The organism is Corynebacterium sp. HMSC27B11, assembly GCF_001815985.1.
Classification (GTDB): Bacteria; Actinomycetota; Actinomycetes; order Mycobacteriales; family Mycobacteriaceae; genus Corynebacterium.
The window spans coordinates 33,431-58,575 of the sequence record NZ_KV823550.1 but is presented as its reverse complement, the minus strand read 5'-3'; the positions used below and the strand labels follow the sequence as shown (position 1 = coordinate 58,575).

At 65.3% G+C, this 25,145-nt stretch carries 20 protein-coding genes; 17 read left to right on the top strand and 3 right to left on the bottom strand.

Going from position 1 to position 25,145, the window contains the following annotated elements:
* Window positions 1-94: 94 nt before the first annotated feature.
* The 5 genes from HMPREF3097_RS03125 (at window position 95) to HMPREF3097_RS03105 (ending at window position 6,917) form a co-directional block, all read left to right on the top strand.
* Window positions 95-1,879, top strand: a complete 1,785-nt coding sequence (locus tag HMPREF3097_RS03125; RefSeq protein ID WP_168167010.1) for a vWA domain-containing protein — start codon at window positions 95-97, stop codon at window positions 1,877-1,879.
* A gap of 135 nt (window positions 1,880-2,014) precedes the next feature.
* A complete protein-coding gene (locus HMPREF3097_RS03120; RefSeq protein ID WP_070759375.1) occupies window positions 2,015-3,394 on the top strand; it encodes an SLC13 family permease in 1,380 nt (459 codons plus the stop codon).
* A gap of 30 nt (window positions 3,395-3,424) precedes the next feature.
* Window positions 3,425-4,612, top strand: coding sequence for a cysteine desulfurase family protein (locus HMPREF3097_RS03115; protein WP_070760870.1), 1,188 nt, complete (start codon window positions 3,425-3,427; stop codon window positions 4,610-4,612).
* Between the two features lie 29 nt (window positions 4,613-4,641).
* A complete protein-coding gene (mnmA, locus tag HMPREF3097_RS03110; protein WP_070760868.1) occupies window positions 4,642-5,862 on the top strand; it encodes a tRNA 2-thiouridine(34) synthase MnmA in 1,221 nt (406 codons plus the stop codon).
* Window positions 5,859-6,917, top strand: a complete 1,059-nt coding sequence (locus HMPREF3097_RS03105) for a uroporphyrinogen decarboxylase/cobalamine-independent methonine synthase family protein (protein WP_070760866.1) — start codon at window positions 5,859-5,861, stop codon at window positions 6,915-6,917. The genes mnmA and HMPREF3097_RS03105 overlap by 4 nt, the downstream gene beginning before the upstream one ends.
* A gap of 70 nt (window positions 6,918-6,987) precedes the next feature.
* Here the strand turns inward: HMPREF3097_RS03105 and ligA are convergent, their stop codons facing one another.
* The gene (ligA, locus tag HMPREF3097_RS03100; RefSeq protein ID WP_070760864.1) at window positions 6,988-9,123 is read right to left on the bottom strand and encodes an NAD-dependent DNA ligase LigA; all 2,136 of its coding nucleotides are present in this window, start codon (window positions 9,121-9,123) and stop codon (window positions 6,988-6,990) included.
* 62 nt (window positions 9,124-9,185) lie between these two features.
* On the opposite strand from ligA, the gene HMPREF3097_RS03095 reads away from it, so the two are divergent.
* Both HMPREF3097_RS03095 and ilvA read left to right on the top strand, forming a co-directional pair.
* Window positions 9,186-9,857 (top strand): 3'-5' exonuclease, encoded by a 672-nt coding sequence (locus HMPREF3097_RS03095; protein ID WP_246818125.1) that lies wholly within the window; start codon window positions 9,186-9,188, stop codon window positions 9,855-9,857.
* A gap of 24 nt (window positions 9,858-9,881) precedes the next feature.
* Entirely contained in the window at window positions 9,882-11,417 is a 1,536-nt protein-coding gene (gene ilvA / locus HMPREF3097_RS03090) for a threonine ammonia-lyase, biosynthetic (protein ID WP_070759314.1), read from the top strand.
* Window positions 11,418-11,480: 63 nt separating this feature from the next.
* Here the strand turns inward: ilvA and HMPREF3097_RS03085 are convergent, their stop codons facing one another.
* Window positions 11,481-12,164, bottom strand: a complete 684-nt coding sequence (locus tag HMPREF3097_RS03085; RefSeq protein WP_070759316.1) for an ACT domain-containing protein — start codon at window positions 12,162-12,164, stop codon at window positions 11,481-11,483.
* 97 nt (window positions 12,165-12,261) lie between these two features.
* On the opposite strand from HMPREF3097_RS03085, the gene gatC reads away from it, so the two are divergent.
* The 10 genes from gatC (at window position 12,262) to HMPREF3097_RS03035 (ending at window position 23,855) form a co-directional block, all read left to right on the top strand.
* Complete coding sequence (gatC, locus tag HMPREF3097_RS03080; RefSeq protein WP_070759377.1) at window positions 12,262-12,567, top strand: Asp-tRNA(Asn)/Glu-tRNA(Gln) amidotransferase subunit GatC; 306 nt, start codon at window positions 12,262-12,264, stop codon at window positions 12,565-12,567.
* Between the two features lie 99 nt (window positions 12,568-12,666).
* Window positions 12,667-14,175, top strand: coding sequence for an Asp-tRNA(Asn)/Glu-tRNA(Gln) amidotransferase subunit GatA (gatA, locus tag HMPREF3097_RS03075; protein ID WP_070759318.1), 1,509 nt, complete (start codon window positions 12,667-12,669; stop codon window positions 14,173-14,175).
* Between the two features lie 81 nt (window positions 14,176-14,256).
* Window positions 14,257-14,934 (top strand): NUDIX domain-containing protein, encoded by a 678-nt coding sequence (locus HMPREF3097_RS03070; RefSeq protein ID WP_070759320.1) that lies wholly within the window; start codon window positions 14,257-14,259, stop codon window positions 14,932-14,934.
* Window positions 14,935-15,058: 124 nt separating this feature from the next.
* Window positions 15,059-16,504 carry an MFS transporter gene (locus HMPREF3097_RS03065; protein WP_070760862.1) on the top strand — a complete coding sequence of 482 codons (1,446 nt, stop codon included), beginning with the start codon at window positions 15,059-15,061 and terminating at the stop codon, window positions 16,502-16,504.
* A gap of 70 nt (window positions 16,505-16,574) precedes the next feature.
* The gene (locus HMPREF3097_RS03060; RefSeq protein ID WP_070760860.1) at window positions 16,575-17,612 is read left to right on the top strand and encodes a 6-phosphofructokinase; all 1,038 of its coding nucleotides are present in this window, start codon (window positions 16,575-16,577) and stop codon (window positions 17,610-17,612) included.
* A gap of 54 nt (window positions 17,613-17,666) precedes the next feature.
* On the top strand, window positions 17,667-19,181 hold the full coding sequence (gene gatB, locus HMPREF3097_RS03055; protein ID WP_210398520.1) for an Asp-tRNA(Asn)/Glu-tRNA(Gln) amidotransferase subunit GatB: 1,515 nt from the start codon (window positions 17,667-17,669) through the stop codon (window positions 19,179-19,181).
* A gap of 135 nt (window positions 19,182-19,316) precedes the next feature.
* Window positions 19,317-20,948, top strand: a complete 1,632-nt coding sequence (locus HMPREF3097_RS03050; RefSeq protein ID WP_070761021.1) for an AMP-binding protein — start codon at window positions 19,317-19,319, stop codon at window positions 20,946-20,948.
* Window positions 20,949-21,034: 86 nt separating this feature from the next.
* Window positions 21,035-22,090, top strand: coding sequence for a FecCD family ABC transporter permease (locus HMPREF3097_RS03045; RefSeq protein WP_070760856.1), 1,056 nt, complete (start codon window positions 21,035-21,037; stop codon window positions 22,088-22,090).
* Window positions 22,087-22,791 (top strand): ABC transporter ATP-binding protein, encoded by a 705-nt coding sequence (locus HMPREF3097_RS03040; protein ID WP_070760854.1) that lies wholly within the window; start codon window positions 22,087-22,089, stop codon window positions 22,789-22,791. The genes HMPREF3097_RS03045 and HMPREF3097_RS03040 overlap by 4 nt, the downstream gene beginning before the upstream one ends.
* Window positions 22,792-22,910: 119 nt before the next feature.
* Window positions 22,911-23,855, top strand: a complete 945-nt coding sequence (locus tag HMPREF3097_RS03035) for an ABC transporter substrate-binding protein (protein ID WP_246821232.1) — start codon at window positions 22,911-22,913, stop codon at window positions 23,853-23,855.
* 29 nt (window positions 23,856-23,884) lie between these two features.
* Here the strand turns inward: HMPREF3097_RS03035 and HMPREF3097_RS03030 are convergent, their stop codons facing one another.
* Window positions 23,885-24,931, bottom strand: a complete 1,047-nt coding sequence (locus tag HMPREF3097_RS03030) for a glutathione S-transferase family protein (RefSeq protein WP_070760852.1) — start codon at window positions 24,929-24,931, stop codon at window positions 23,885-23,887.
* Between the last annotated feature and the right edge of the window lie 214 nt (window positions 24,932-25,145).

The following is a 25,145-nucleotide window of genomic DNA, read 5'->3' as shown; positions in this document are numbered from 1 at the left end:
CCATAGTGTGCCTAAGAGCTTTGGGAAGCAGTAAACAAAACTTCGAGTTGAGGGGACTTTTAAGATGTGGGCACGACGTTCGGTTGGGGCCATTATGGCGTTTGTGGTGGGGGCGATCCTCGCTGTGGCGGTTCCCGTTGGGGTAGCTAACGCCGATATCGACAAGCCAAAGAAGCAGCGAGTACACCTGGTCATGGATTCATCCGGGTCGATGGCGGAGAAGATTGATGGCGGGAAAACCCGGATTGATGCAGCCAAGGACGCCCTGAACTCCCTGGTCGATTCAACACCGGAGGAGACCGAGCTGGGGTTGCGGGTGTACGGCGCGAATGACAAGAACAAAGGCAGCGAAGAATCCTGCCGTGATTCCGAGTTGGTGGTCCCGATTGCGACGGGGAATCGCGAGGACCTCTCGAAGGCCATCGAGGGGTACAGCCCAGCCGGGTGGACCCCGATCTCTTATGCCCTGAAGGAAGCCGGCAAGGACATCGGCAAGCCAGGGGAGGATGAAGAAAACACCATCGTCCTGGTCTCCGACGGCGAGGAAACCTGCGTCCCGGACCCCTGCGATGTCGTCGATGAACTTCAGAAGCAGGGCATCAACGTAACCATCAACGTGGTGGGCATGAACGTGGATGGCAAGGCGCGCAATCAGCTGCAGTGCATCGCGAAGAAGGGCAACGGAAAGTACTACTCGGCGGATAACGCCGATGAGATCAAGACAGCCATCGAGGAAGCTGCGATGCGCACGGGCCAGGCCTTCCAACTGGACGGGGACCCCATCACCGGCGGGGACTCCCGATCTGAGGCCCCCGACATGAGGCCGGGAACCTACCTGGACGAGTTCGGTTTCAACGAGACGCGCTGGTACCGCGTGCCGAAGCAGGCCAAGGATTCCGTGGTCTGGGCAGGTGCCGCGATGAGCCTGGCGGAAACTGACAAAGAACACGGCTCCATCACCGTCGAACTGGTCGATCCCGCCAGCGAAGAAAAATGCGCCCAAGAATCCGACTATGGGCACAGTAGAGGCCCCGAGGGTCTGCTGGCCACCAGTCTATCTAGCAGGGAGTGCGAAGACGCCGACAACCTGCTGCTGAAAGTCACCACGGAGGTCAAGGGCGAAGGCGAGCTCCCGGTGCGGATCCACTTGGAGGAGCGTGGCGCGGTCCAGAACCTCGACGAGCTGCCAGAGGCTGCCAAGAATCCCGAGTGGGAGGAGATGGGGTCGGCACAGGCGCCGGAAGGCGTGTCCTACGGCGGTGACTCATTCGGGAACGCCAAGGTGATCGAGCCTGGTGCCCACAACATCGCGGTGACGATGGGTGAAAGCCAGGTATTCGCCGTGGACCTGGACTGGGGGCAGCACGTACAGGTGCAGACCGACCTGGAAACGGTGCAGAAGCGCTTCATGGCATGGAACACGAGGGTGCTTTCTCCCTTCGGAAGCGATGCCCTCGTTAACGACACTGATAGCTCGGACTTCGGCAGCAGCAAGAGCGTCAGCCTCCAGGCCCGGACTTACCCCATCCGCTATAAGAACAGCGGCGAGATTTACCCGAACGAGAACTCGCTGCCGGGCCGCTACTACATCATCGTCTCGGGAGGCGATCGGGAGGACACGGCCGATAAGCACGGGGAGGCCACGGGCACGATGACCGTGGAGGTCCTGGGCAAGGCTGGCGATGGGGCGCCGGAGTTTGCTTCCTTCGATCAGGATCTGGACGAAGAGAAGGATGATGGCGCTGCAGATGCCAAGAATGTGGCCGCAGAGCAGGAAGACGATGGGATGAGCTGGCCCATGATCGGAGCCGCCGGGATAGGGATCATCGCCCTGCTGGCAGCCATTGTGTTGGCGGTGACGGGAAGGAAGAAGTCCTAGCCCAGCTTTTATATCGAGCGCAAAAATACTCGTACGCTCGATGATTGTGCTCCAGTTTGGGGTGTCTGTCACAATGTGACGCACGACATAGGCGCGCTGAAGGCGCGCCACCTCCTCACTGGAAAGGACTTGGGCATGCAGTCAGCCCTCGGGCTCACCATCGCTGGGCTCGCCATCATCTTTCTCACCGTCGCAATTCTGATTCGCGGCAAGGTGAGTCCGATCGTGCCCATGGCCCTCATCCCAGCGATCGGAGCCCTGATCCTGGGCTATAGCTTTGAGGAACTCTCGGACTTCTTCAGCGACGGGCTGAAATCCGTCATGAGTGTGGTCGTGATGTTCATCTTCGCGATCATCTTCTTCGGAATCATGCAGGACGTCGGGCTGTTCACGCCCGTGATTCGAGCGCTGATCAAGGGCACCAGGGGTAATCCTGTCTTCATCACGTTGGGAACCGCGGCCATTGGCGTGGTCGCCCACCTCGACGGCTCGGGCTCGACGACCTTCCTGCTGACGATCCCCGCGCTGCTCCCGCTGTATAAGGCGATGCACATGAGCCGCTACACCCTACTGATGATCGTCGCGCTGGCAGCGTCGGTGATGAACATGGTGCCGTGGGCAGGCCCGGTGGGGCGAGCGGGCTCGGTCATCGCGCAGGACCCGCACGATATCTGGATCCACCTGCTGCCGGCCCAGGGGATCGCGCTGCTCGGCGTGTTCGCAGTAGCTGCGGCCCTCGGTGTTCTCGAGCTGCGCCGTGCCCGCAAGCGCAGCGCGCAGAAGGTGGGAGCCGGGGCAGACACCCCAGGCCCGGCTAACGTCGACGTCGAGAAGATGGCCGCCAACTTCGCAGAGAACCAGCGCCAACAGCAGGCGGAGATCGGCCTGTCCTTCCGCACTGGCAGGGCGGTGACGGTGATTAACGTCGTGCTGATCCTCGCGGTGCTGGTCGTGCTGCTGGCGGGCCTGCTGCCACCGGCTCCGGCCTTCCTCATCGCCACCACCGTGGCCATGCTGGTGAACTGCCAGGGCAAGGAGGCTCAGACCGGGGTGCTTAACCGGCACGCACCGAATGCGCTCTCCATGGCCGGTGTGATCATCGCGGCCGCCATGTTCCTGGGAGTGCTCAACGGCAGCGGCATGCTCGAGGAGATCGCCCTGCAGCTCATCGCGATCATGCCTGAGGGAGTGGGGCAGTACCTGCACATCATTGTCGCGTTCTTCGGCGTCCCACTGGACCTTCTCACGTCCACCGACGCCTACTACTTCTCGGTGCTGCCCATCGTTCAGGAGACTGCTGCGAACTTCGGTGTGAGCGGCATGGGGGCTGCCGCAGCGCTCATCGTGGGTAATGTCATCGGCACCTTCGTCTCCCCGTTCTCGCCGGCGCTCTGGCTGGCGCTCGGCCTCGCCGAGGGGCAGATGGGCCACTATCTCAAGCGCGCACTGCCGGTGGTCTGGGCATTCTCCATCGTGCTGGTTGCCATCTGCTGGGGCATGGGGATGTTCGCTTAGCTTGCCAGGGGCTATGCCACACTAGAAACCATGACAAGCCAGCCCCGCATCTACGCCGACCACGCCGCCTCGAGCCCGTTGCGCCCGGAGGCAGCCGAGGCGATGCGGGAGGCAGAATCCGCGCTCAATCCGGCCGGTCAGTACCGCACCGGCCGGGACGCCCGGCGGGTGCTGGAGGAGTCCCGCGAGCAGATCGCCGAGTTCCTCGGCGCCGAACCCGTGGAGGTGATCTTCACCGCCTCGGGCACGGAGGCCGACAACATCGCCGTGCAGGGGCTGGCCTTCGGCTCCCGGAAGCTGCACCCGACTGCCGGCGACATCATCGCTCCTGGCATCGAGCACCCGGCGGTGGGGGAATCCATCGATTGGCTGTGCACCGGCCCGCTTGACTTGGGGTACCGCCGGGTCGAGCTGCCCGTGGACGAACACGGAGTCGTTGATCTTGAAGCGGCCGAGGAGATCGGCGTCCTAAAAAACATGGCTCCCGAGCAGACGGCGCTGATCACCTGCATGTGGGCGAATAACGAGACCGGGAACATCCAGCCGGTCGGCGAACTTGCCACAATCGCAGCGGACAAGGGAGTGCCCATGCACGTGGATGCCGTGCAGGCAGCGGGGAGGGTGCCGATCGACTTCCACGGCCTCGGGGTCGCCACCCTCGCAGCGAGCGCGCACAAGTTCGGCGGGCCGCGCTCGACCGGGGTGTTGCTCGCGCGCCGGGATGCGAAGATCCTCTCGCCGTTGAAGGGCGGGAACCAGGAACGCGGGCTGCGCTCTGGGACCGTCAACGTCCACGGGGCGGTGGGCACCGCAGCAGCACTGGCGGCGGCACATCGGGATATGGCTGCGGAGAACGAGCGGCTACGGAACATCCGCGAGCGGGTGCTGGAGGCCGTCCGTGGCATCGAGGGGATAAAAGTGTGGACCCACGAACCCTCGTTGCCCAGCCACCTGCACCTGAGCATCCCCGGTGCGGAGGGGGATAGCCTCATCATGCTGCTGGACGCTGCGGGGGTGGATGCCTCCACGGGTTCGGCGTGCGCGGCCGGGGTGAACCGCGCCAGCCACGTGCTCGCTGCGATGGGTGTGGACGTGGAGGTGGCCCGAGGTGCCCTGCGGCTGACCTTCGGCGCGGAGACCACGATGGCGGACGCTGAACGCATCGCCGAATTGTTGCCGCGCGTGGCCGAGCAGGCTCGCGCCGCCGGAATGGCCTAAGCCCGCTAAACCCGAGTAGGGTGCCACCCATGCGAGTAGTAGCAGCAATGAGCGGTGGTGTGGATTCGGCGGTCGCGGCCGCCCGGGCACTCGAAGCAGGCCACGAGGTTATCGGCGTGCACCTGGCGCTGTCCCAATCCCCGGAGGCCGTGCGCGCCGGTTCCCGCGGCTGCTGCTCCCTGGAGGATTCCGCCGACGCCCGGCGGGTCGCCGACAAGCTCGGCATCCCCTTCTACGTCTGGGACTTCTCCGACCGCTTCAAGGCCGATGTGATCGATAACTTCGTGGACTCCTACGCCATCGGCGAGACCCCGAATCCGTGCCTGCGCTGCAACGAGAAGATCAAGTTCGAAGCCCTGCTGGACCGCTCCATCGCGCTCGGCTTCGACGCCGTGGTCACCGGCCACTACGCGCAGCTCCACGACGGCGTGCTGCGCCGGGGCGTGGACGCGGACAAGGACCAGTCTTATGTCCTCGGCGTGCTAACCGACGAACAGCTGGCACACTGCATGTTCCCGGTCGGGGACACCGTCAAGCCCGAGATCCGCGAGGAGGCCGCCGACGCCGGCTTCGGGGTCGCCAATAAGCCAGATAGCCACGACATCTGCTTTATCCCGGATGGCCGAACTCAGGCATTCCTGGGCTCGAAGATCGGCCTGCGTCCCGGCCTGGTGCGGGACACCGGCGGGGAGACCGTGGCGGAGCACGACGGCGTGTACGGCTTCACCGTTGGTCAGCGCAAGGGGCTTGGCCTGCCGCGCGAAACCCTGGACGGCCGCCCACGCTATGTCACGGATATCGACGCCCACACGGGTACCGTCACCGTTGGCACCCGGGAGGACCTGCGGGTCGGCGGGATCATCGCCGACCGCCTCAAGCGCCTCGACCCGGAGGTACACGGCCGCGAATTCGACTGCGAGGTGCAGGTGCGCGCCCACGGCGGGGTGGTTCCTGCCCGCGCCCGGCTCGTCGACGACCCAGCCCCGGTCACCCCGGCGGGTCGCGTGAAGGAGGCCGACGAGCTGCCGTGGCGCCTGGAGCTGGAGCTGCTGCAGCCCCTGGAGGGCGTGGCGCGCGGCCAGGCCGCCGTGGTCTATCGCCCCGACGAGGACGGGGACATCCTGCTGGGCTCCGGCACCATCCGCGCGACCACCGCCCTCGGCGCCCCGATTGAGGAGCAGCCCGCACCCGGCACCGTCGGCGCGGTGGACGCCGACGCCATCGAACAGGGCGAGGACGCCCAGGGATGACACGTCTCGGCTGGTGGGAATCCTTCGCCACGACCCACCCGGACCAGAACAGTGCCCTGGAGGCCGCGCTTCTCCGCGGCGTCGATGTGGATGAGGATACCGGCGCGCCAGGCGGGATCTCCCTGCCCCGTATCCAGCCTGCAGGCGAGCCCGGGGTGAAAGACGTCGCCCTGGACGTCACCGCCCTGACCGCCGGTTTCGCACAGCTCAGCCTCGCCGCGAACCCGCGGGGCTGGGAGATTAGCCACGGGGCCAGTCTGATCGGCCGCCAGACCCGGTCTTATCTCTCGGAGCTCCGAGACCTGGTGCCCGCGGTGCTTGCCGAACGTCGGGCCCCACGGATCATGCTGAACGTCGCCGGGCCCTGGAGCTTTGGCGCCACTGTGGAGCTGGCGGGGCATCCCATCGTGGCCGACCGGCCCGCATTCCGGGACATCGCCCTCACGTTGGGGGCGGGGCTGGCGGAGACCGCCGAATGGCTGGCCAGCGCGACCGGCTCGGAGGTGCTCATTGGTCTCCACGAGCCCGCCGTGCCGCAACTGTTGGCCGGGCTGGCCGGGGCCACGCGCTGGGATCGGCTGGCCCCGGTGGACCCCGAGCACATCCTCGGCGTGTGGCAGCGGCTGCTCGGCCAGCTGCCTGAGGGGGTTGGGGCCGTGCTGCACGAATGTCCACCGGAGCTATTCCGGGACATCCCGCAGGTGGGCTTTGACCGCGTCGGTGTGGCCGCCGAGCACCTCTTCGGCGAGCAGTCCACCTCGGAGCTCAAGGACGTCATTGGTACCAGCGTGGGGGCGGGCCAGGGCATCGGCATCTGCGTGCCGCGCCCCGCAGAGCCGCAGGGGGCCGCGGCGATCGAGGACAGTGTCGCCACGTACGCGGGTGCAGTTCAGCGCCTGTGGCAGCAATGGAGCTTCCCCGCGGAGCGACTGATCCAGCAGGTTGACCTCTGCGCGATCACCCCGGGGCTGGACGAGGTCGCTGTGAGCCCCGCAGTGGCGGCCACGTGGTCCGCGACCGCACGAATCGCCGCGCGCAACCTCGCTGCGGGCTAGGCCTCACCCAGCAGGGCAGCCTGGAACGACCGGCTCGCAGCAGCGAAGTGTTGATCCCAGCGTTCCGGGACTAGTCCTCCTCGGCGTCGCCCTCGCCCGGCCCCTCGCTCAGCAGCTTGTGGAAGCCGGCCTCGTCGAGCACCGGGATGCCCAGCTCCTCGGCCTTCGTGAGCTTCGAGCCGGCCTTGGCCCCGGCGACCAGATAATCCGTCTTCTTGGACACGCTGCCGGTTGCCTTCCCGCCGCGGGACTCGATGGCCTCCTTCGCGCTGCTGCGGTCGAAGTCCTCCAGCGTGCCCGTGACAACGATGCTCAACCCAGCCAGCAGGTCGGTTTGGATGGACCCGGCCGCGTCGGCAGAAGGCTGCTCGGTGACGTCCTGCTCCATCCGCACCCCAGCGGCCGCCCAGGCATCGACGATCTCCTTATGCCAGGAGACCGCGAACCAGTCGCGGACGGATTCGGCGATGATGGGACCCACCCCGTCGACGGTGGACATCGTCTCCACATCAGCGGCGGCGACGTCCGGAATGGAACCGTAGTGATTGGCCAGGGCCTTCGCCGCGGTTGGTCCAACGTGCCGGATGGACAGGGCGACGATGACGCGCCACAGATCGACCTCCTTGGCGGCCGCAAGCGTCGTCAACAGCGTCTCGCCCTGCTTATTCAGCGCGCCGGACTTCGTCGTATACGCGTCCGTGCGGCGCAGATCCTCCTCCGTGAGCGAGAACAGCCCCGTCTCGTCGGGCAGCACGCCGGAATGGATGAGGTCATAGGCCGCCTTCTCGCCGAGGGCATCGATGTCGAAGGCCCCGCGGCCGGCGATGTAGGTCAGGCGGGTGTGCAGCTGGCCGGGGCAGTAGCGGGTATTCGGGCAGCGCCAGTCCGCGTCCTCTCCGCGGGCCGGGCCCAGGGGAGTGCCGCACTCCGGGCACAGGCTGCTGAAGAGGAACTCGCGCTCCGCGCCACTCCGGGCGTCCTCCACCGGGCCGAGCACCTCCGGGATGACCTCCCCGGCCTTGCGGATCATGATCTCATCACCCAGGCGCACGCCCTTGCGGTGAGCCTCGGAGGGGTTGTGCAGGGTCGCCATGGTCACGGTGGAGCCCGCGACGTATTTCGGCTCCATCACCGCATACGGGGTCGCCCGGCCGGTGCGTCCGATCCCTAGGCGAATGTCGTGCAGCCGGGTGCGGGCCTCCTCCGGTGGGTACTTATAGGCGATCGCCCAGCGCGGAGCGCGGCTGGTCGTTCCGAGTCGCTGCTGGGACTCCGTGTCGTCGATCTTGATGACGAGGCCGTCCATCTCGTGGTCCGCATCGTGGCGGTGGTCCGCCCAGTAGGCGACCTGTTCCAGGACCTCCTTGGCGCTGTGCACCTGCTTGGTATAGGGGCTCACCGGCAGGCCCCAGGCCGCCAGCGCCTCGTAGGCCGCGTGCTGGGAAGCGGGGGTGAAGCCCTCGCGGGCGCCGATGCCGTGACAGATCAGGCGCAGCGGGCGGCGCGCGGTCTCCGCCGGGTCTTTCTGGCGCATCGCGCCGGCCGCGGCGTTGCGCGGATTCGCAAACATTTTCAGCCCCTCCGCCTGGCGCTGGGCATTCATCTTCGCGAAGTCCTCGACGCGGATGAACACCTCGCCGCGGATCTCCACGAGCTCCGGCACTGGGAAGTCCTCGGAAGGCTGCAGGCGCGCCGGAATATCGGAGAGGGTGCGGGCATTGTGGGTGATGTCCTCGCCGGTCGTGCCGTCGCCGCGGGTGAGAGCGAGTTCCAGGACACCGCTACGGTAGAGCAGGTTGATCGACGCGCCGTCGATCTTCAGCTCGGTGAGGTAGGTCTTGGCCGGGGTGCGCTCCAGCCAGGAGGAAAGCTGCTCGGTGTCGAAGACGTTATCGAGCGAGAGCATCGGCTCCTGGTGGTCCACGTTGCGAAACGGGCTGGACTCAGGAGGGGCCGGGGCGACCTCGGTGGTGGGGCTGGGTCCGGTTACCGCCTCGGGGTGGGTGTTTTCGAACTCCTGAAGTTGGGTGAGCAGGGCGTCGAACTCGGCGTCGGAGATCTCCGGATTGCCGTAGTAGTACACCTCGCGGTGGTGCCTGACCTGGTCCGCGAGGGACTGCCACTGCTGGCTCAGCTCTGCAAGCGCAGGATCTGCGGCTCCGGGGTTGGCGGCGGGCGAGGAATCGGAATCGTATTGAGTGCTCACGGGTTCCAAGTCTATCGAGGATCCGCTCTGGCCTGTCTGGTGCTCCGGTTAGAGTAAGGATCATGACCGCAGCGCATTTCAATCCGGCTCACATGTTGAGCTTCGACCTAGAGACCACCGGCACCAATCCACTGTCCGCCCGCATCGTGACCAGCGCCATGGTGCGCATCCGCGGCAGTCAGGTGGATGACGTCGAATTGCTCGCTGACCCGGGGGTCGAGATCCCCGAGCAGGCCAGCGCGGTGCACGGCATCACGACCGAATACGCACGGGAGCACGGTCAGCCGCACGACGAGGTCCTGGCGGAGACGATCCGGGCGATCCGGCAGGGTTGGGAGGACGGCGCGACCCTCGTGGTCTTCAATGCCCCCTATGACCTGACGGTGCTGCGCAGCCAAGACCCGAGCTTCACCGTGGACGGTCCAGTCATCGACCCGCTGCTGCTGGACCGCCACTTCGACCAGTATCGCAAGGGCAAGCGCACCCTGGGGGCGGTCTGCGAACACTACGAGGTGGCCCTCGACAATGCGCACGAGGCCACCGCTGATGCGATCGCCGCGGCCCGCGTGGCATGGAAGATCGCCCGTGAGCACCCGGAGCTTACCCAGATGAGCGCCGATGAACTGATGTTGAACCAGTCCACTTGGTACTACGAGCAGCAGTCCAGCTTGGCAGAATACTTCCGCTCCAAGGGGCGCGACGCGAACGTGAACACCAGCTGGCCGCTGCAATAGGCCGGTTGCCTATAATTTCTAAACATGTCTTCCTCACCACAGCCCACCGCAGCCGATTACCTCAAGGAGATCGTCGCAGCACCCGTCTACCGGGCGGCGAAGCACACTCCCACCGACGCGATGCCCGTGCTGTCCAAGCGCTTGAATAACCGCGTGCTCGTCAAGCGCGAGGACCTGCAGCCGGTGCACAGTTTCAAGATTCGCGGCGCTTTCAACCGCATGGCTCAACTGAGCCCGGAGGAGCGCAATCGGGGCGTGGTCGCGGCATCCGCTGGAAACCACGCGCAGGGGGTGGCCCTGTCCGGCCGCGAGCTGGGTATCCAGACCACCATCGTAATGCCGGAGATCACCCCGCAGATCAAGGTCGCTGCAGTGCAGGGGCTGGGCGGCGGTGTGCTGCTGCACGGTGCCAACTTCGACGAGGCCAAGGCGAAGGCCATCGAGCTCTCCGAGACCGAGGGCATGGTCTTCGTCGCCCCCTTTGACGACGAGGCGGTGGTCGCCGGTCAGGGAACCATCGGCCTGGAGATTTTCCAGGACGTCCCCGAGATCGACCGTGTCTTCGTCCCCATCGGAGGCGGTGGCCTGGCTGCCGGTGTGGCGATCCTGCTCAAGCAGTTGAATCCGACAATCCAGGTCATTGGCGTGGAGCCGGAGGAGTCCGCCTGCTTCGTCGCCGCGAAGAAGGCGGGCGGGCCGGTGGACCTGGCCTACACCAGCCTGTTTGCCGAGGGCGTGGCGGTCAAGCGCATCGGGGATGAGAACTTCCGCATCCTGGACGAGTGGCTGGATGACGTCGTGACCGTCACCTCCGACGAGATCAGCGCGGCGATCAAGGACATCTTCGACGACACTCGCGCGATCGCCGAGCCTGCCGGTGCGGTGGCGCTGGCGGGCCTCAAGCGCTACTGCGCCGAGCACGAGATCACCGACGAAACCCTCGTCCACGTGCTCTCGGGTGCCAACGTCAACTTCCACTCGCTGCGCTATGTCTCCGAGCGCGCGGAGCTCGGCGAAGGCAGCGAGGCCCTGTTCGGCGTGACGATCCCCGAGGCCAAGGGTGCCTTCCTGGACTTCTGCACCGTGTTGGGTAGCCGCGCGGTCACCGAGTTCAGCTACCGCGTGGGGGAGACCGACGAACCAGCGAAGATCTTCGTCGGTGTGCAGCTCAAGGGTGGCCACCAGGAGCGGGAATCCATCCTCACCGACCTGGCTGCGGCTGACTATGGGGTGGTCGACCTCTCCGAGGACGAGGTGGCCAAGGAACACGTGCGGTACATGATTGGCGGCCAGCCACCACACGCCGTGACCGAGAGCGTGTTCGCTTTCGAGTTCCCGGAGCACCCGGGCGCTCTCATCCGCTTCCTCGAGGTGCTGGGAACGCGGTGGAATGTGTCGGCCTTCCACTACCGAAGCATCGGCATGGACTATGGTCGCGTGCTCGCCGCGTTCGAGAATGTGGAGGGGGACGCGGAGTTCGCCGAGCACCTGGAGAAGCTGGGTTATCACGCCACGGAGGTCAGCTCCAGCCCGGCTTATCAGTTCTTCCTGAAGGCCTAAAACACCCCAGCCCCCGACGGTCGCCCGCCCGGCCGCGGGGCGTTGTATTTCGCCGGCGAGGGATCAGTCGGCGAAGAACGCGCCCAGGATGCTGCCCAGCTGCCGCAGGTGCTCCACCTCGGAGAGCAGGAAGTCCGGGCCGCCCGGGCGACCCACGATGAGGATCAGCGAGGAACCCTCGATGGGGGTGGCGGCAAGCGAGGAGTCCATGACCGCCCAGGGCTCGGGGATCCAGTCCTCCTGCTCGGGGTTGAGAACCCGGGCCTCGAGTACGGGCGCGGAATCCAGCTCCTGGCCGTTGTCCTCAGGAGCAGCGCTCGAGGCCGCGATGCGATGGGTGCGGGGCGCGGTATCCAACACGATGGCCCAGCCCGCGGACATGGACCGCGGCAGATCCGCCATCAGCGTCTCCAGGGCCTCAGCGCGGCGGGAGCGCAGCGCCGCGATGGAGGCCAACATCTGCACCTGGCCGCGGCGGTCGATCGAGCCGGAGAACGGGCGGATGGAGTCGACGAACACGCCCTCGACTTCCTGGGCTGCGGTGATCAAGACGTCCGGCAACGTGCCGTGGGGCAGGTCCACGACGATGTCGTCAACGACGACGATCTCGTTGTTCAGGGAGTCGTCTTCGTCGTAGCCGACGATGTCGACGCCTTGGATGTTGCCGTCGACGTTGCCGAGCGCCTGGGCGATCTTGCCAAGGGCGCCGGGCGAATCGGGTACGCGCACGCGCATCAAATAAGACATGCCTAAAGTCTAGCGATCCGTGCGAAAAACTTAAGGAGCTCTTTTCCGGCCGGGGCATGCTAGGTGAACGTGCACGGCCTTGACTAGAGTTATGGGCATGTCTGAAATTTCCCGCGAAAATGTTGCCCACTTGGCCAAGCTGGCACGCCTCGAGATCCCGGAGGATGAGCTGCAGAGCTACGCCGACCAGATCGACGACATCATCGAGCACGTCGCCGCGATCTCCAAGGTCGATACCGAGGGGGTTGAGCCGCTGAGCCACCCGACTCAGAACGTCGACGGTGCCGTCTCCGTGATGCGCGAGGACGTCGTCATGCCCGTGCTGACCGCCGAGCAGGCCCTGGATCAGGCACCGGCAGTGCAGGATCAGCGCTTCCAGGTTCCGCAGATCCTCGCCGATTAACCTGCCTTAGCTTTGTGCCTGGCTGGCACGCCGGAATAACAACACCAACTCCACGCAGCGTACCCACGCTGCCGATGATTACAGCTCAAAGGATTATTGATGACTGAAGCTCAGCGCCTGACGGTCGGGGAGCGTACGGACTCCGACTTCACGACCTGGACCGCCGCCGAACTGGCAGAGAAGATTCACTCGCGGGACATCAGCTCTGTCGAGGTGACCCAGGCTCACCTGGACCGCATTAGCGACGTTGATGGGGAGATCAACGCTTTCATTCACGTCAGCGCCGACGAGGCACTGGCTGCCGCCCACAACGTCGACGCCGCCATCGCCGCTGGTGATACGCCGACCTCGAGCCTGGCCGGTGTGCCGCTCGCGCTGAAGGATGCCTTCGTCACCACCGACGCGCCCACCACCTCCGGTTCGAAGATGCTCGAGGGGTACATGAGCCCCTACGACGCGACGCTGACCCTGCGTCTGCGCAGCGCTGGTATCCCGATCCTGGGTAAGACCAACATGGACGAGTTCGCAATGGGGTCCTCCACCGAGAACTCCGCTTATGGCGTGACCCGCAACCCGTGGGATCTGGAGCGTACCCCGGGTGGCTCCGGCGGTGGCTCCTCCGCCGCGCTGGCTGCGGGCATGGCGCCGCTGGCCATCGGCACCGACACGGGCGGCTCCATCCGCCAGCCGGCTGCACTGACCAACACCGTGGGCGTGAAGCCGACCTACGGCACCGTCTCCCGCTATGGCCTTATCGCCTGCGCCTCCTCCCTGGACCAGGGTGGCCCGGCGGCCCGTACGGTCGAGGACACCGCCCGCCTGCACCAGGTGATTGCGGGCTTCGACCAGAACGACGCCACGTCCTCCCGCCACGAGATCGCCGACGTGGTCGCAGCCGCCAAGCAGGGTGCGAACGGTGACCTCAAGGGCGTGAAGGTTGGTGTGATCAAGCAGTTCCAGCAGGCAGAAGCCCTGCAGGCGGGCGTGCGCGAGCGCTACGAGGCCAACCTGGAGCAGCTGAAGTCCCAGGGCGCGGAGCTCGTGGAGGTCGACTGCCCGAACTTCGACCACGCGCTGAATGCCTACTACCTGATCCAGTTCTCCGAGATCTCCTCCAACCTCGCCCGCTTTGACGGGATGCGTTACGGCCTGCGCGCCGGTGACGACGGCACCCGCAGCGCCGATGAGGTCATGAGCCTGAGTCGCGCGCAGGGCTTTGGTCCGGAGGTGAAGCGCCGCATCATGTTGGGCACCTACGCGCTCTCCGTTGGTTACTACGACGCCTACTACCTGCAGGCACAGCGCGTGCGTAACCTCGTCGCGCAGGACTACGCCAAGGCCTTCGAACAGGTGGACGTCATCGCCGCGCCGACGACCCCAACCACCGCGTTCAAGCTCGGCGAATTGGTCGACGATCCGCTGCAGATGTACCTCTTCGATCTGTTCACCCTCCCGCTGAACCTCGCCGGTGTCTGCGGCATGTCCGTTCCGGGCGGACTGAGCAGCGATACCCAGCTGCCAACCGGTCTGCAGCTGATGGGCCCGGCCCATGGTGAGGAGAGCATCTACCGCGTCGGCTCCGCCTTCGAGGCAGGCCGCGAGAACTAAGGCTCCTTGAACTAGGCACACCGAGCGGCCCCGCACCCAGATTCGATTTGGGTGCGGGGCCGCTGGCGTACAGTAGACCCTATGGTTACTACGGGTGATGGCTGGGCAATTGGCGTCGATGGCTCCCGCAGGTGGGGGACCCTGGGGGCAGCCGGGCTGTTCCTGTGCGCCCCGGCCGAGGACTCCGCCGAGCCGGTCGTCCTCATGCAGCACCGTGCCTGGTGGACCAACCGTGGGGACACCTGGGCGCTGCCGGGTGGGGCAATTGACCACGGCGAATCGCCCGAGCAGGGCGCGCTGCGCGAGACTCAGGAGGAGACTGGGATCGACCCCGCGGACGTCACCGTCCTGGACACGCTGGTCACCTCTCGCGTCGAGCTGAACCACGTGCTGCGCCGCGAAGCCGTCCTCCCGGAGGAGGAACACCTGTTGGATCCTGTGCGCGCCATGATCGAGCGTGATGGCGATGTCCGCCAGGCACTGCAGGAGCAGCCCATTTACCACCCAGAACACGGGGGACGGGCGGTCTTCGGGCTCGGCGCCAAGTTCTGGTGGGAGGTGCTCGATGAGACTGTGACTGAATGGCGGTATAGCACCGTCATTGCGCGCGCTGAGCACCCGCTGGAGTTCGTCCTCACCGAGGAATCCACGGACCTGCGATGGCAGCCGCTCTCGAAGTTGGAGGAGCTCAACCTCATGCCCGAATTCCGGGCCACGCTGCCGGAGGTGCGGCAGCGGGTGGCGCAGCTCTGGGGCTAAAACAGCTCTTGGACTAAGACACAGAGCCCGCTCCACAACTATTCCCGCCGGAGGCTGGTAACTGACCCGGCCTTCCCGCCCGGCGTGGCCCGGGGAGGGGAGAGCGGACCGGGGAGGTGATTAGATGGTGCCTGTGACTGAGCACAAGTATCCGACCCTCCCGCTGAACAGCGTGGCGGCCTGGCGGGCGCTGACCGCCCTCTGCATCGGTTTCTTCATGATCCTGCTGGATCAATCGATCGTGGCCGTTGCCACCCCGGATCTGCAGGCACAGCTGGGCGCCACCTATAACCAGGTCATCTGGGTGACCTCGGTGTACTTGCTCTTCTTCGCCGTCCCGCTGCTGGTCACTGGGCGGCTGGGGGACCGCTACGGGCCGAAGAACGTCTACATCGTGGGCATGGTGATCTTCACGCTGGCCTCACTGACGTGCAGCTATTCCGCGACGATCGAGTGGCTAATGATCTCCCGGGCGGTGCAGGGGCTCGGCGCGGCCCTGCTGACCCCGCAGACCATGTCGGTGATCAACCGGGTCTTTCCGCGGGAGAAGCGGGGCGCGGCCATGGGGGTGTGGGGTGCCGTGGCAGGCCTATCCACCATGATGGGGCCGATCCTGGGAGGGGTCATCACCTCCACGCTCTCGTGGCATTGGATCTTCCTGGTCAACGTTCCCATCGGCATCCTGTCCATCGCGCTGGTTGCGGCCTGGGTGCCGCCCTTCGAGCCCACCGATAAGCCCATCGACGGGATCTCGATGGTCCAGTCCATGCTCGCGGTCAGCTGCCTCATTTTCGCGATTCAGCAGGGCGAGACCGTGGCCTGGGCTTGGTGGATCTGGGCCGTGATGGCTGCGGGTATCGCCATCGGCGTGCTCTTCTTCCGCCGCCAGGCCCGGCTCACGCACGGCGCGGAAGGCAAGGATCCGGTCTTGCCGACCACGCTGTTTTCCCGCCGCAGCTTCTCGATGGGAAACCTCGCGATCTTCACGATGGGCTTTGCCACCGCAAGCATGATGCTGCCGCTGATGATGTACTTGCAGCAGGTCCACGGACTCTCCGCGATGACGGCCGTGGCCTATGTGCTGCCCATGTCCGTCCTGGCGCTGCCGCTGTCACCCTGGATCGGTTGGCTCATCGACCGGAAGGACGCCCAGCCCATCGCCGTGGCCGGCTTCGTGTTCATGATCGCCGGGATTCTCGGGCTGTTTTTCTGCCTTCGCCCGGGAGGATCGGCCGGGGCGATCATCGTGCCCATGCTGCTGATGGGGGCGGGCAACGCTGCCTTCTGGTCGCCCAACTCCGCGATGACGCTGCGGGATTTGCCGCCCCACCTGGCCGGTGCCGGATCGGGGGCATATAACACGATCCGCCAGGTCGGTGCGGTCACCGGCGTGGCCGTGGTGGGCGCTGTCCTCCAGGTGCGTTTGAGCCACTACGGCGACGGCGCGGGGGAGCAGCTTGCTTATGCCTTCGGCCAGTCCTTCCTCCCGATCGCCGCTGCGCTGCTGGTCGGGCTCGTGGCCACGGCCGTCTCGGGAAGTGCTAAGCCAGGACCTGCCCCGCGCAACTAGTGTTGCTGGCGTAAGGCTGCAACGGAAGCACACGTGCCGGTGGCACAGCTCGGGAGGAGAGCTTAAGGATATGCGTATCGCGATTTTGACCAGTGGTGGGGATTGCCCCGGCTTGAATGCAGTGATTCGTGGTGTCGTGCGCACCGCGGGTGCCGCCGGTGTCGAGGTTATTGGCTTCGAGGATGGTTACCAGGGGCTGGTGGAAAACCGCGTGGTCCCGCTCTACGACGACGCCTATATCGACCGCATCATTCGTTACGGCGGCACGATTCTCGGCACTGGCCGGCTGCACCCGGATAAGTTCAAGGCGCAGATCGACACAATCAAGGCCAACCTCGCGGAGCACGAGGTCGACGCGTTGATCCCGATCGGCGGTGACGGCACCCTGCGGGGTGCACAGTTCTTGCACGACAACGGCATCCCGGTTGTCGGCATTCCGCAGACCATCGACAACGACGTCGACGGCATGGATTACACCTTCGGCTTCGACTCCGCCGTCGCCGTGGCCACCGAGGCCATCGACCGCCTGCACACCACGGCGGAGTCCCACAAGCGCGTCATGATCGTTGAGGTCATGGGGCGCCACACCGGTTGGATCGCGCTGCATGCGGGCATGGCCGGTGGCGCTCACGACGTGCTGCTGCCGGAGTTCCCCTTCGACATCGACGAGGTCTGCGCCCGCATGGAGAAGCGCTTCGAGCAGGGCGAGCGCTACGGGATCATCTGCGTGGCAGAAGGCGCGGAACCGAAGGGCGGCAGCCTGGACGGCCAGGGCGAGGGGGAAGAGGAGCTCGACGAGTTCGGGCACGTCAAGCTCCAGGGCATGGGCTACCAGGTGGCCCGAGCTGTGGAGAAGCGCCTGGGAGTGGAGGTGCGTTCCTCGGTGCTGGGGCACATGCAGCGCGGCGGGACCCCGACTGCCTTCGACCGGGTGCTGGCCACCCGCTGTGGGGTCAACGCGACCAAGGCAGTGCTGGAAGGAAAGACCGGAAAAGTGGCCGCCCTGCACGGCGAGAAAATCGACCTCATCGACTTCGAGCAGGCCGTCGGGCGGGTGAAGTCCGTGCCGGGCTACCGCTACCAAAACCTCCAGGGCCTGCTGGGCTAAAAGCACCCGAGCCGATTACAGATGACCGGTGGCAAAGGTACTAAGATGGGCGCCATGACTGCGCAGTTGTATGACTATTCCGACGATGTGATGGATTTCGACGAAGTGCTGGAGCGCTTCGAACCCGTGATGGGAATGGAGGTCCACGTCGAGCTGTCCACGAACACCAAGATGTTCTCCACCTCGACCGCTGCCTTCGGCGGGGATCCGAATACCCACGTGGACCCGTGCAGCCTGGGTCTGCCGGGCGCATTGCCGGTCGTCAACAAGCAGGGCGTGGAGTGGGCCATCAAGATCGGGCTTGCACTGAACTGCAAGATCGCGCCGTACTCCCGCTTCGCGCGCAAGAATTACTTCTACCCAGACCAGCCGAAGAACTACCAGATCAGCCAGTACGACGAGCCGATCGCTTACGACGGCTACCTGGACGTCGTCCTCGATGACGGCACCGAGTGGCGCGTCGAGATCGAGCGCGCCCACATGGAGGAAGACACCGGAAAGCTGACCCACCTCGGTGGCGCTTCCGGTCGCATCCACGGTGCGACTGCCTCCCTGGTGGACTGCAACCGCGCCGGGGTGCCACTGATTGAGATCGTCACGAAGCCGATCGAGGGAGCCGGCGAGCGCGCCCCGGAGATCGCGCGCGCCTACGTCACCGCGCTGCGCGACCTGGTTAAGGCCCTCGGCGTGTCTAATGCCCGCATGGACCAGGGCTCCATGCGCGTGGACTCGAACCTCTCCCTGCGCGAGAAGGGCAGCACCGAGTTCGGCACCCGCACCGAGACCAAGAACATCAACTCCCTGCGCTCCGTGGAGCAGGCCGTGCGCTTCGAGATGCAGCGCCACGCCGCCTGCCTCGTCAACGGGGTGGAGATCCAGCAGGAGACCCGCCACTACCAGGAGGACGGCACCACCTCGAAGGGTCGTCCGAAGGAGTCCATGGCGGACTACCGTTACTTCAACGACCCGGACCTGCCCCCGGTGCTTGCGCCGGAGGAGTGGGTCGAGGAGATCCGCGCGACCCTACCGGAGATGCCGTGGATCCGCCGCGCCCGAATCCAGAAGGAGTGGGGTCTGCCGGACGCGGAGATGCGCGACCTCGTCAACGCTGGTGCGCTCGACCTGATCGTGGAGACCACCGAGGCTGGCGCGGATCCGGCGGATGCCCGCAGCTGGTGGGTGGCCTACCTGGCGCAGAAGGCCAATGAGCAGAGCGTGGAGCTGGAGCAGCTCGACATCACCCCAGCACAGGTCGCCCGCATCATCGAGCTGGTCAAGGAAGGCAAGCTGACCACCAAGCTCGCCCGCCAGGCCGTCGACGGTGTGCTGGCAGGGGAGGGTGACGTCGACCAGGTGGTCAAGGATCGTGGCCTGGAGGTCGTCCGCGACGACGGCGCGATCGAGGCCGCCGTCGACGAGGCCCTGGCTGCAAACCCGGACATCGTGGAGAAGTACCGCGCGGGCAATAAGAAGGTCACCGGCGCGATCGTGGGTGCCGTGATGAAGGCAACCAAGGGTAAGGGTGACCCGGCGCAGGTCAATAAGCTGATCGCCGAGAAGCTGAACTAGCACCGCACGCGGCCACCGCTCGCGTGCGTGATGCGCGGTGATTCGCGTAGAAACCTCCGGGCCCCGGGAAAACGGGCTCGGAGGTTTCTTATTTTCTCTCGCTTTAAGCGGGCGCGGGAATGTAGCGTGTTGGTTATGGAAACTAAGTATCGAGGTTTGAACGTTCCCCTGACCCCGCTGCGGTTCCTAGAGCGCAGCGCCAATATCTTCCCAGAAGCCACGGCCTGCATCGACGGAGTGCGGCGCATCAGCTTCAGGCAGTTCCGAGAGGATGCGGAGGCTTTCGCTCGTGCGTTGCGAGCCCACGGGTTGGGGCTGCACGACCGGGTAGGGGTGCTTGCCCCGAATAGCTACGAGGCTCTGCTGGCGCAGTTTGCTGTGCCTCTCGCTGGGGGAGTGACCGTGCCTATCAACACCCGGCTCGCGGCGGCCGAGGTGGCCTATATCCAAGGTCACGCTGGGTTTAATATCCTCATCGGTGCAGCTGACCTGCTAGCCGGCGTGGTTGAGGAACTGCCAGAAGAACTGCGGCTGTTGGAGATCCCAGAGTTGGACGGCACCCAGCCCGGGAAGTTCCCCTCTTTCGCGGATTTCATCGCGCCCCACCGGGAGGGCGAGGATCTAAGTTATCGGGTGGCCGACGATAATGAGCCCATTGCGATCAACTACACCTCGGGCACGACCGGTAAGCCGAAGGGCGCCGTGTACACACACCGCGGAGCCTATCTCAACGCTATCGGTGAGGTTAACGCGCAAAAATTCGCCAGCGACAGCGTCTATCTGTGGACGCTGCCCATGTTTCACTGCTCAGGCTGGTGTACCGGCTGGGCGACGATGGCAGTTTCGGCAACCCAGGTGGCACTCCGGGCGGTGCGAGGGCCGGAGATGTGGCGCTTGATCGCAGAAGAAGGGATCACTCACATGTGTGGCGCTCCCGCGGTGCTCACCACGCTGGTCGATGATGAGAACAAGCGGCGCGTGAAGAACCTCAGGATCGTGACCGCGGGAGCCCCGCCGAGCCCCACCATCATCACTCGGTGTGAGAATCTCGGCATCGAAGTCACACACGTTTATGGGCTGACGGAATCCTATGGGCCGTTTACTGTTTGCGAGCCACAGCGCGAGTGGTCGGATATGACTGTCCGGCGTCGCGCGGTGCTGAAGGCCCGGCAGGGCGTTGCAATGATCACCAACGAAGAGGTGCTGGTCATCGAGCAAACCGCTGAAGATGATGATTCGATTGTCGAGGTGCCTAGCGACGGTACGACGATGGGCGAAATCGTCATGACTGGCAATGGGGTGATGGCGGGATATTTCGAGGATGAGGAAGCCACCCGCATCGCCTTCCGGGGTGGGTATTTCCACACCGGCGATCTCGGTGTCAAGCACCCCGATGGCTATATCCAGCTGCTGGATCGGGCCAAGGATGTGGTGGTCAGTGGCGGTGAGAACATTTCCACCATCGAGGTGGAGCAGGGCATCGTCAGTTACCCGGACGTCTCCGATTGCGCGGTCATTGGAGTGCCGGACGAGAAATGGGGCGAGAGGCCGCGTGCGTACGTGGTGCTGCGGTCGGAGGCTCGAGGGGATGATCCGGAGGCGATTTCTGAGGCGATCATCGCCCACTGCCGGGTGAATATGGCGGGCTATAAGGTTCCCAAGGATATCGTCATTCTCGACGAGCTGCCCCGGACCTCTACCGGCAAGGTGCGCAAGAAGGAACTACGTGACGAGGCGTGGCAAGGGCAGGAAGCCAAAATCCACTAACTCCTGCTTGGCGGCCGAAGATTGGCCTAGAGGTGATAGCCTGCACAAATATTGAAAATGGCTATCAATTAATGTAGGTTCGCGGTGTGCAGAAACGTCGTCTTAGCTCGCCGGCGGTAGCAATCGCCATCGCGGCGATCCTGGCGGCAATTCTCTTTATCGCAGCGCTCGCCATCGGGCCGGTCACCATCGCGGTGCCGGATGTGCTGGCCAGCGTCTGGGCGCAGATCACTGGGCGTGGAGAGATCGCCCGGCAGGATCCGGCGCTGGGGAGCGCTTATAACGTTGTGGCGACCATCCGCCTGCCCCGCGCAATCATCGCCGCTCTCGTGGGCGCGGCCCTGGCCGTGGCCGGAACCGTGATGCAGGCGGTCTTCCGCAACCCGCTGGCAGACCCGGGCATCATCGGTGTGTCCGCTGGGGCGGCGACGGCCGCGGTGCTGGCCATCGTCACCGGATTCAGCGCGGTGGCCGCCTGGGCACTGCCGGCCTCGGCTTTCCTCGGGGCGCTGGGAGCCGTGGCCATCGTGCAGCTGGCCGCGGCGATGCGCGGGGGAGGCCCGGCCACCCTCGTGCTCGTCGGTATTGCGCTCAGCGCGTTTTTGGGTGCGGTCACCTCGGCTGCGATCGCCAACGCACCCTCGGACTCGGATATCCGCGGCGTGGCTTTCTGGCTCAACGGCGATCTTGTCGCCCGCACCTGGGAGCCCGTCGCCATCGCGAGCCTGCCCATTGTGCTCGGCATTGTGCTTCTGTTGCTCTTTAGCCGGGACCTCAACATCCTGCTGATGGGCGACCAGGCTGCCCGCACCACGGGAGTGAATGTGCGCCGGGTTCGCGTTGTCACACTTACGGTTGCTGCATTGATCACCGCGTCGGCGGTGGCGGTCTCCGGTGTGATCGGCTTCGTGGGGCTCGTGGTGCCGCACCTCATCCGCCTGATCATCGGCCCGAATCACAAGTCCTTGCTGCCCACCGCTGCGCTGGCCGGTGCGGCCTTTCTACTGGCAGCAGACACGATCGCCCGCATGCTCTTCGCCCCAGTCACGCTGCAGACCGGAACGGTCGTGGCCTTCATCGGTTCGCCGATCTTCCTCTGGCTGCTGCTGCGTGGCCGTCGTCCGGCGGGGTGGTCGGCATGATTGACGCCCGCATCACCGTCCCCGGCATTCTTTCCGACGTCGCCTTCTCGGCCGAACAGGGCCAGGTCACCGGAATCATCGGCCCCAACGGGGCCGGCAAGTCGACGCTGCTGCGCGGGGTCTGGCTGGATGCTGGAACCTCCGACCGTCAGCGCGCCCAGCAGATGGCGGTCGTCCCCCAGGAAACGACGATGAGCTTCGACTTCTCCGTCGCCGAGGTCGTCCAGTTCGGACGCCACCCCCACGTGTCCCGGTTCCAACAGTTCACGGATTCCGACCGCCAGATCGTGGAAGACTCGCTGGCGAGGGTGGGGATCGAGCACCTGAGGGAGAAATCGGTCAATCAGATTTCTGGCGGCGAGCGCCAGCTGGTTCACGTCGCACGCGCGATCGCGCAGGACACCCCGGTTCTGCTGTGCGATGAGCCCACCAGCGCGCTCGACCTTAAACACCAGGTGCGGGTGCTCAACCTCCTGAGGGAACAGGCACAGCAGGGCAAGACCGTGGTGGTTGTCCTGCACGACCTGACCCTGGCGGCGCGGTACTGCGACCGGCTCGTCCTCATGGCGGAGCGGAACGTGGCTGCCACGGGGCCGCCTGAGGCGGTGCTTTCCCCGGAGCTGGTATCCGAGGTTTACGGCGTCCCGGTGGACATTAGGCCGGACCCGGTGACGGAGAGCCTGCGAGTCACCCCGCTGTGACACCGCGTGGCGGCGGGTTGGCCGCTGCTTCCGGATGCGCCGTAAACCCGAATCCCACGGTGGCGGAGCACTGAAACGCTACGCCCCGAGACCCAAGACAAAAGACTTTAAGGATGAGAATGACTACTACCCGTAAGCACTGGCGTCGCGCGCTCGTCGCGCTGACCCTCTCGCTGTTCACTTTCGCCGCGGCGTGCTCCCCGGCCGAGGACGACGGCGCTGCGCAAGCTACGCAGGGAGCGGAGGAAAGCCGCAGCGCGGAGTCCACCGAGTCCGGAGAGGCGGTAACCAAGCCGCAGCGCATCGCCTCCTTGTCTTCCGATGCGACCAGCGTGCTCGCGGAGCTCGTCGATCACGAGCGCATCGTGGCATCCCCGGCGACCCCTGGCAGCAAGCCGGTTGGCGAGACCGCGCTTCCCGATGGGGTGCACGCCGACCCGGAGCAGGTGCTGGCGCTCAACCCGGATCTGGTCGTGCTGACCGAGCGGCATGGCTCCGAGGGCTCTGCCGCGGAGCTGCTCGCCAACAGCGGGGTGAAGGTTCACACCTTCAAGGACTCCGACTGGAGCTCCATCGACAGCCTCATGAAGAGCATGACCACCCTCGGCGAGCTGACCGGCGAGCAGGACAAGGCCCAGGAGCTGAGCGCGAAGATCGGCGAGCGACGCGATGAGATCGTGGGGTCGCTGGACAAGGAAGCCAAGCCCCGCGTCCTGCTGCTCATGGCTCGCGGCGGCAAGAAGATGATCATGGCGCCGTCCACGATGGCCAGCGGCCTGGTGAAGGAGGCCGGTGGCGAGCTGATCTCCGAGGCTGAGGGCATGCGGGGTGCGGCACCGGCAGACCCGGAGCGCATCGCCGCGCTTGCTCCGGACGTCATCCTCGTCGAAGACTTCCGCGGGCAGGGCAAGGAGGCCTTCGCGGATCTTCTGGACCAGCCGGCGATCGCCGAGCTGGGCGCACGGGTGGAGCTGATTTCCCCGGCGACCACGGGTGCCTCCGCGGGTTCGAAGATCACCACGGGGCTGGAGGATGTCGCCGAGAAGATCGGCACCAAGCGTTAGTGCCGAAGCGCTAAAAACCAGGCGCTAACTTAGGCGAAGGCGCCGACCTCGTCGCCGTCCAGCACGTCCTCCCCTTGGGGAGCGCCCGGGGCGGTGCCCTCGCCGAACGGGCTGCCCGGGAGCTCCTCGCGGCCATGCTCGGTGTAGAAGATCTCCGGGCTTGGGCCGACCGGGACCACGCCGGTGGGATTGATATCGGTGTGGACCAGGAAGTAGTGGTCCTTGATCTGCTGGAAATTCGTGCTGTCGCCGAAGCCCGGTGTCTGGAAGAGATCACGCAGGTAGCCCCATAGGTTCGGCATCTCCGAGATCTTGTTTCGATTGCACTTGAAGTGGTTGTGATACACCATGTCGAAACGAATCAGGGTGGGGTAGAGGTACACATCCGCCAGCGTGATGTGATCGCCGACCAGGTAGCGGCGGCTGCTCAGTCGTTCCTCCAGCCAGTCGAGGGTGCTGAAGAGCTCGTTGAAAGCCTTCTCGTAGGACTCCTGCGAACCGGTGAACCCTGCGCGGTAGACGCCGTTGTTGACGGTGCGGAAGACGCGCTCGTTGATCTCGTCGATCTCCGCGCGCAACGCCTCCGGGTAGAGGTCCGGGGCTCCGGGGCGCTGATAATCGGTCCACTGAGTGGCGAGGTCCTCGACGATGCTGAAGAAGTCGTTGCTGACCACCGACTTCGACGCGACGTCCACCATCGCCGGGACGGTGATGCCGCGAGGGTAATCCCGGTAGCGGTTGAGGTAAGCGTCGCGGAGCTTGCCGATCTTCAGCACGGGGTCGACGGAGTCTTCGTTGAGGTCGAAGGTCCAGGACTTCCAGTCGTGAGTGGGGCCGGTTAGCCCCAGGGAGATCGCGTCCTCGAGGCCCATGAGGCGCCGGGTGATCACCGCGCGGTGTGCCCACGGGCAGGCGCGGGCTGCGATCAGCCGGTAAGTATTGGGCTTGACCGGCCAGGCCTGTCCTTTGCCGGAGGCGGTGTTGCTGGGGTCGAAGTTTTCGACGTCCTTGACGATGCGGTCGTCGATGTAGTTCATGTCGCGATCGAATTCGCCGCCCGATTCAACGTAAGCCATATCCCTCACTGTCCTCTATATTTGCGTGCTCTGTTGGAGACCTGAGCCGCTAGGCTTTCCTCCATTATTGATGATATGTCAACAAAAGTCAGCCACTTGGACGTTTGAATGCTCTGAGCTGCGGGTTTTATAACTTCATCCTAGGGAGGTTGCTCGATTGGGCAGGTGCAGTGTTCTCCGACACTCCGCGTCTGTTCGGTCTGTTCCTGGGGAA

Coding starts and splice junctions, on each gene's coding strand:
- HMPREF3097_RS03125 (WP_168167010.1), top strand. CDS start 95: ATGGCGTTTGTGGTGGGGGCGATCCTCGCTGTGGCGGTTCCCGTTGGG.
- HMPREF3097_RS03120 (WP_070759375.1), top strand. CDS start 2,015: ATGCAGTCAGCCCTCGGGCTCACCATCGCTGGGCTCGCCATCATCTTT.
- HMPREF3097_RS03115 (WP_070760870.1), top strand. CDS start 3,425: ATGACAAGCCAGCCCCGCATCTACGCCGACCACGCCGCCTCGAGCCCG.
- mnmA (WP_070760868.1), top strand. CDS start 4,642: ATGCGAGTAGTAGCAGCAATGAGCGGTGGTGTGGATTCGGCGGTCGCG.
- HMPREF3097_RS03105 (WP_070760866.1), top strand. CDS start 5,859: ATGACACGTCTCGGCTGGTGGGAATCCTTCGCCACGACCCACCCGGAC.
- HMPREF3097_RS03095 (WP_246818125.1), top strand. CDS start 9,186: ATGACCGCAGCGCATTTCAATCCGGCTCACATGTTGAGCTTCGACCTA.
- ilvA (WP_070759314.1), top strand. CDS start 9,882: ATGTCTTCCTCACCACAGCCCACCGCAGCCGATTACCTCAAGGAGATC.
- HMPREF3097_RS03085 (WP_070759316.1), bottom strand. CDS start 12,164: ATGTCTTATTTGATGCGCGTGCGCGTACCCGATTCGCCCGGCGCCCTT.
- gatC (WP_070759377.1), top strand. CDS start 12,262: ATGTCTGAAATTTCCCGCGAAAATGTTGCCCACTTGGCCAAGCTGGCA.
- gatA (WP_070759318.1), top strand. CDS start 12,667: ATGACTGAAGCTCAGCGCCTGACGGTCGGGGAGCGTACGGACTCCGAC.
- HMPREF3097_RS03070 (WP_070759320.1), top strand. CDS start 14,257: ATGGTTACTACGGGTGATGGCTGGGCAATTGGCGTCGATGGCTCCCGC.
- HMPREF3097_RS03065 (WP_070760862.1), top strand. CDS start 15,059: ATGGTGCCTGTGACTGAGCACAAGTATCCGACCCTCCCGCTGAACAGC.
- HMPREF3097_RS03060 (WP_070760860.1), top strand. CDS start 16,575: ATGCGTATCGCGATTTTGACCAGTGGTGGGGATTGCCCCGGCTTGAAT.
- gatB (WP_210398520.1), top strand. CDS start 17,667: ATGACTGCGCAGTTGTATGACTATTCCGACGATGTGATGGATTTCGAC.
- HMPREF3097_RS03050 (WP_070761021.1), top strand. CDS start 19,317: ATGGAAACTAAGTATCGAGGTTTGAACGTTCCCCTGACCCCGCTGCGG.
- HMPREF3097_RS03040 (WP_070760854.1), top strand. CDS start 22,087: ATGATTGACGCCCGCATCACCGTCCCCGGCATTCTTTCCGACGTCGCC.
- HMPREF3097_RS03035 (WP_246821232.1), top strand. CDS start 22,911: ATGACTACTACCCGTAAGCACTGGCGTCGCGCGCTCGTCGCGCTGACC.
- HMPREF3097_RS03030 (WP_070760852.1), bottom strand. CDS start 24,931: ATGGCTTACGTTGAATCGGGCGGCGAATTCGATCGCGACATGAACTAC.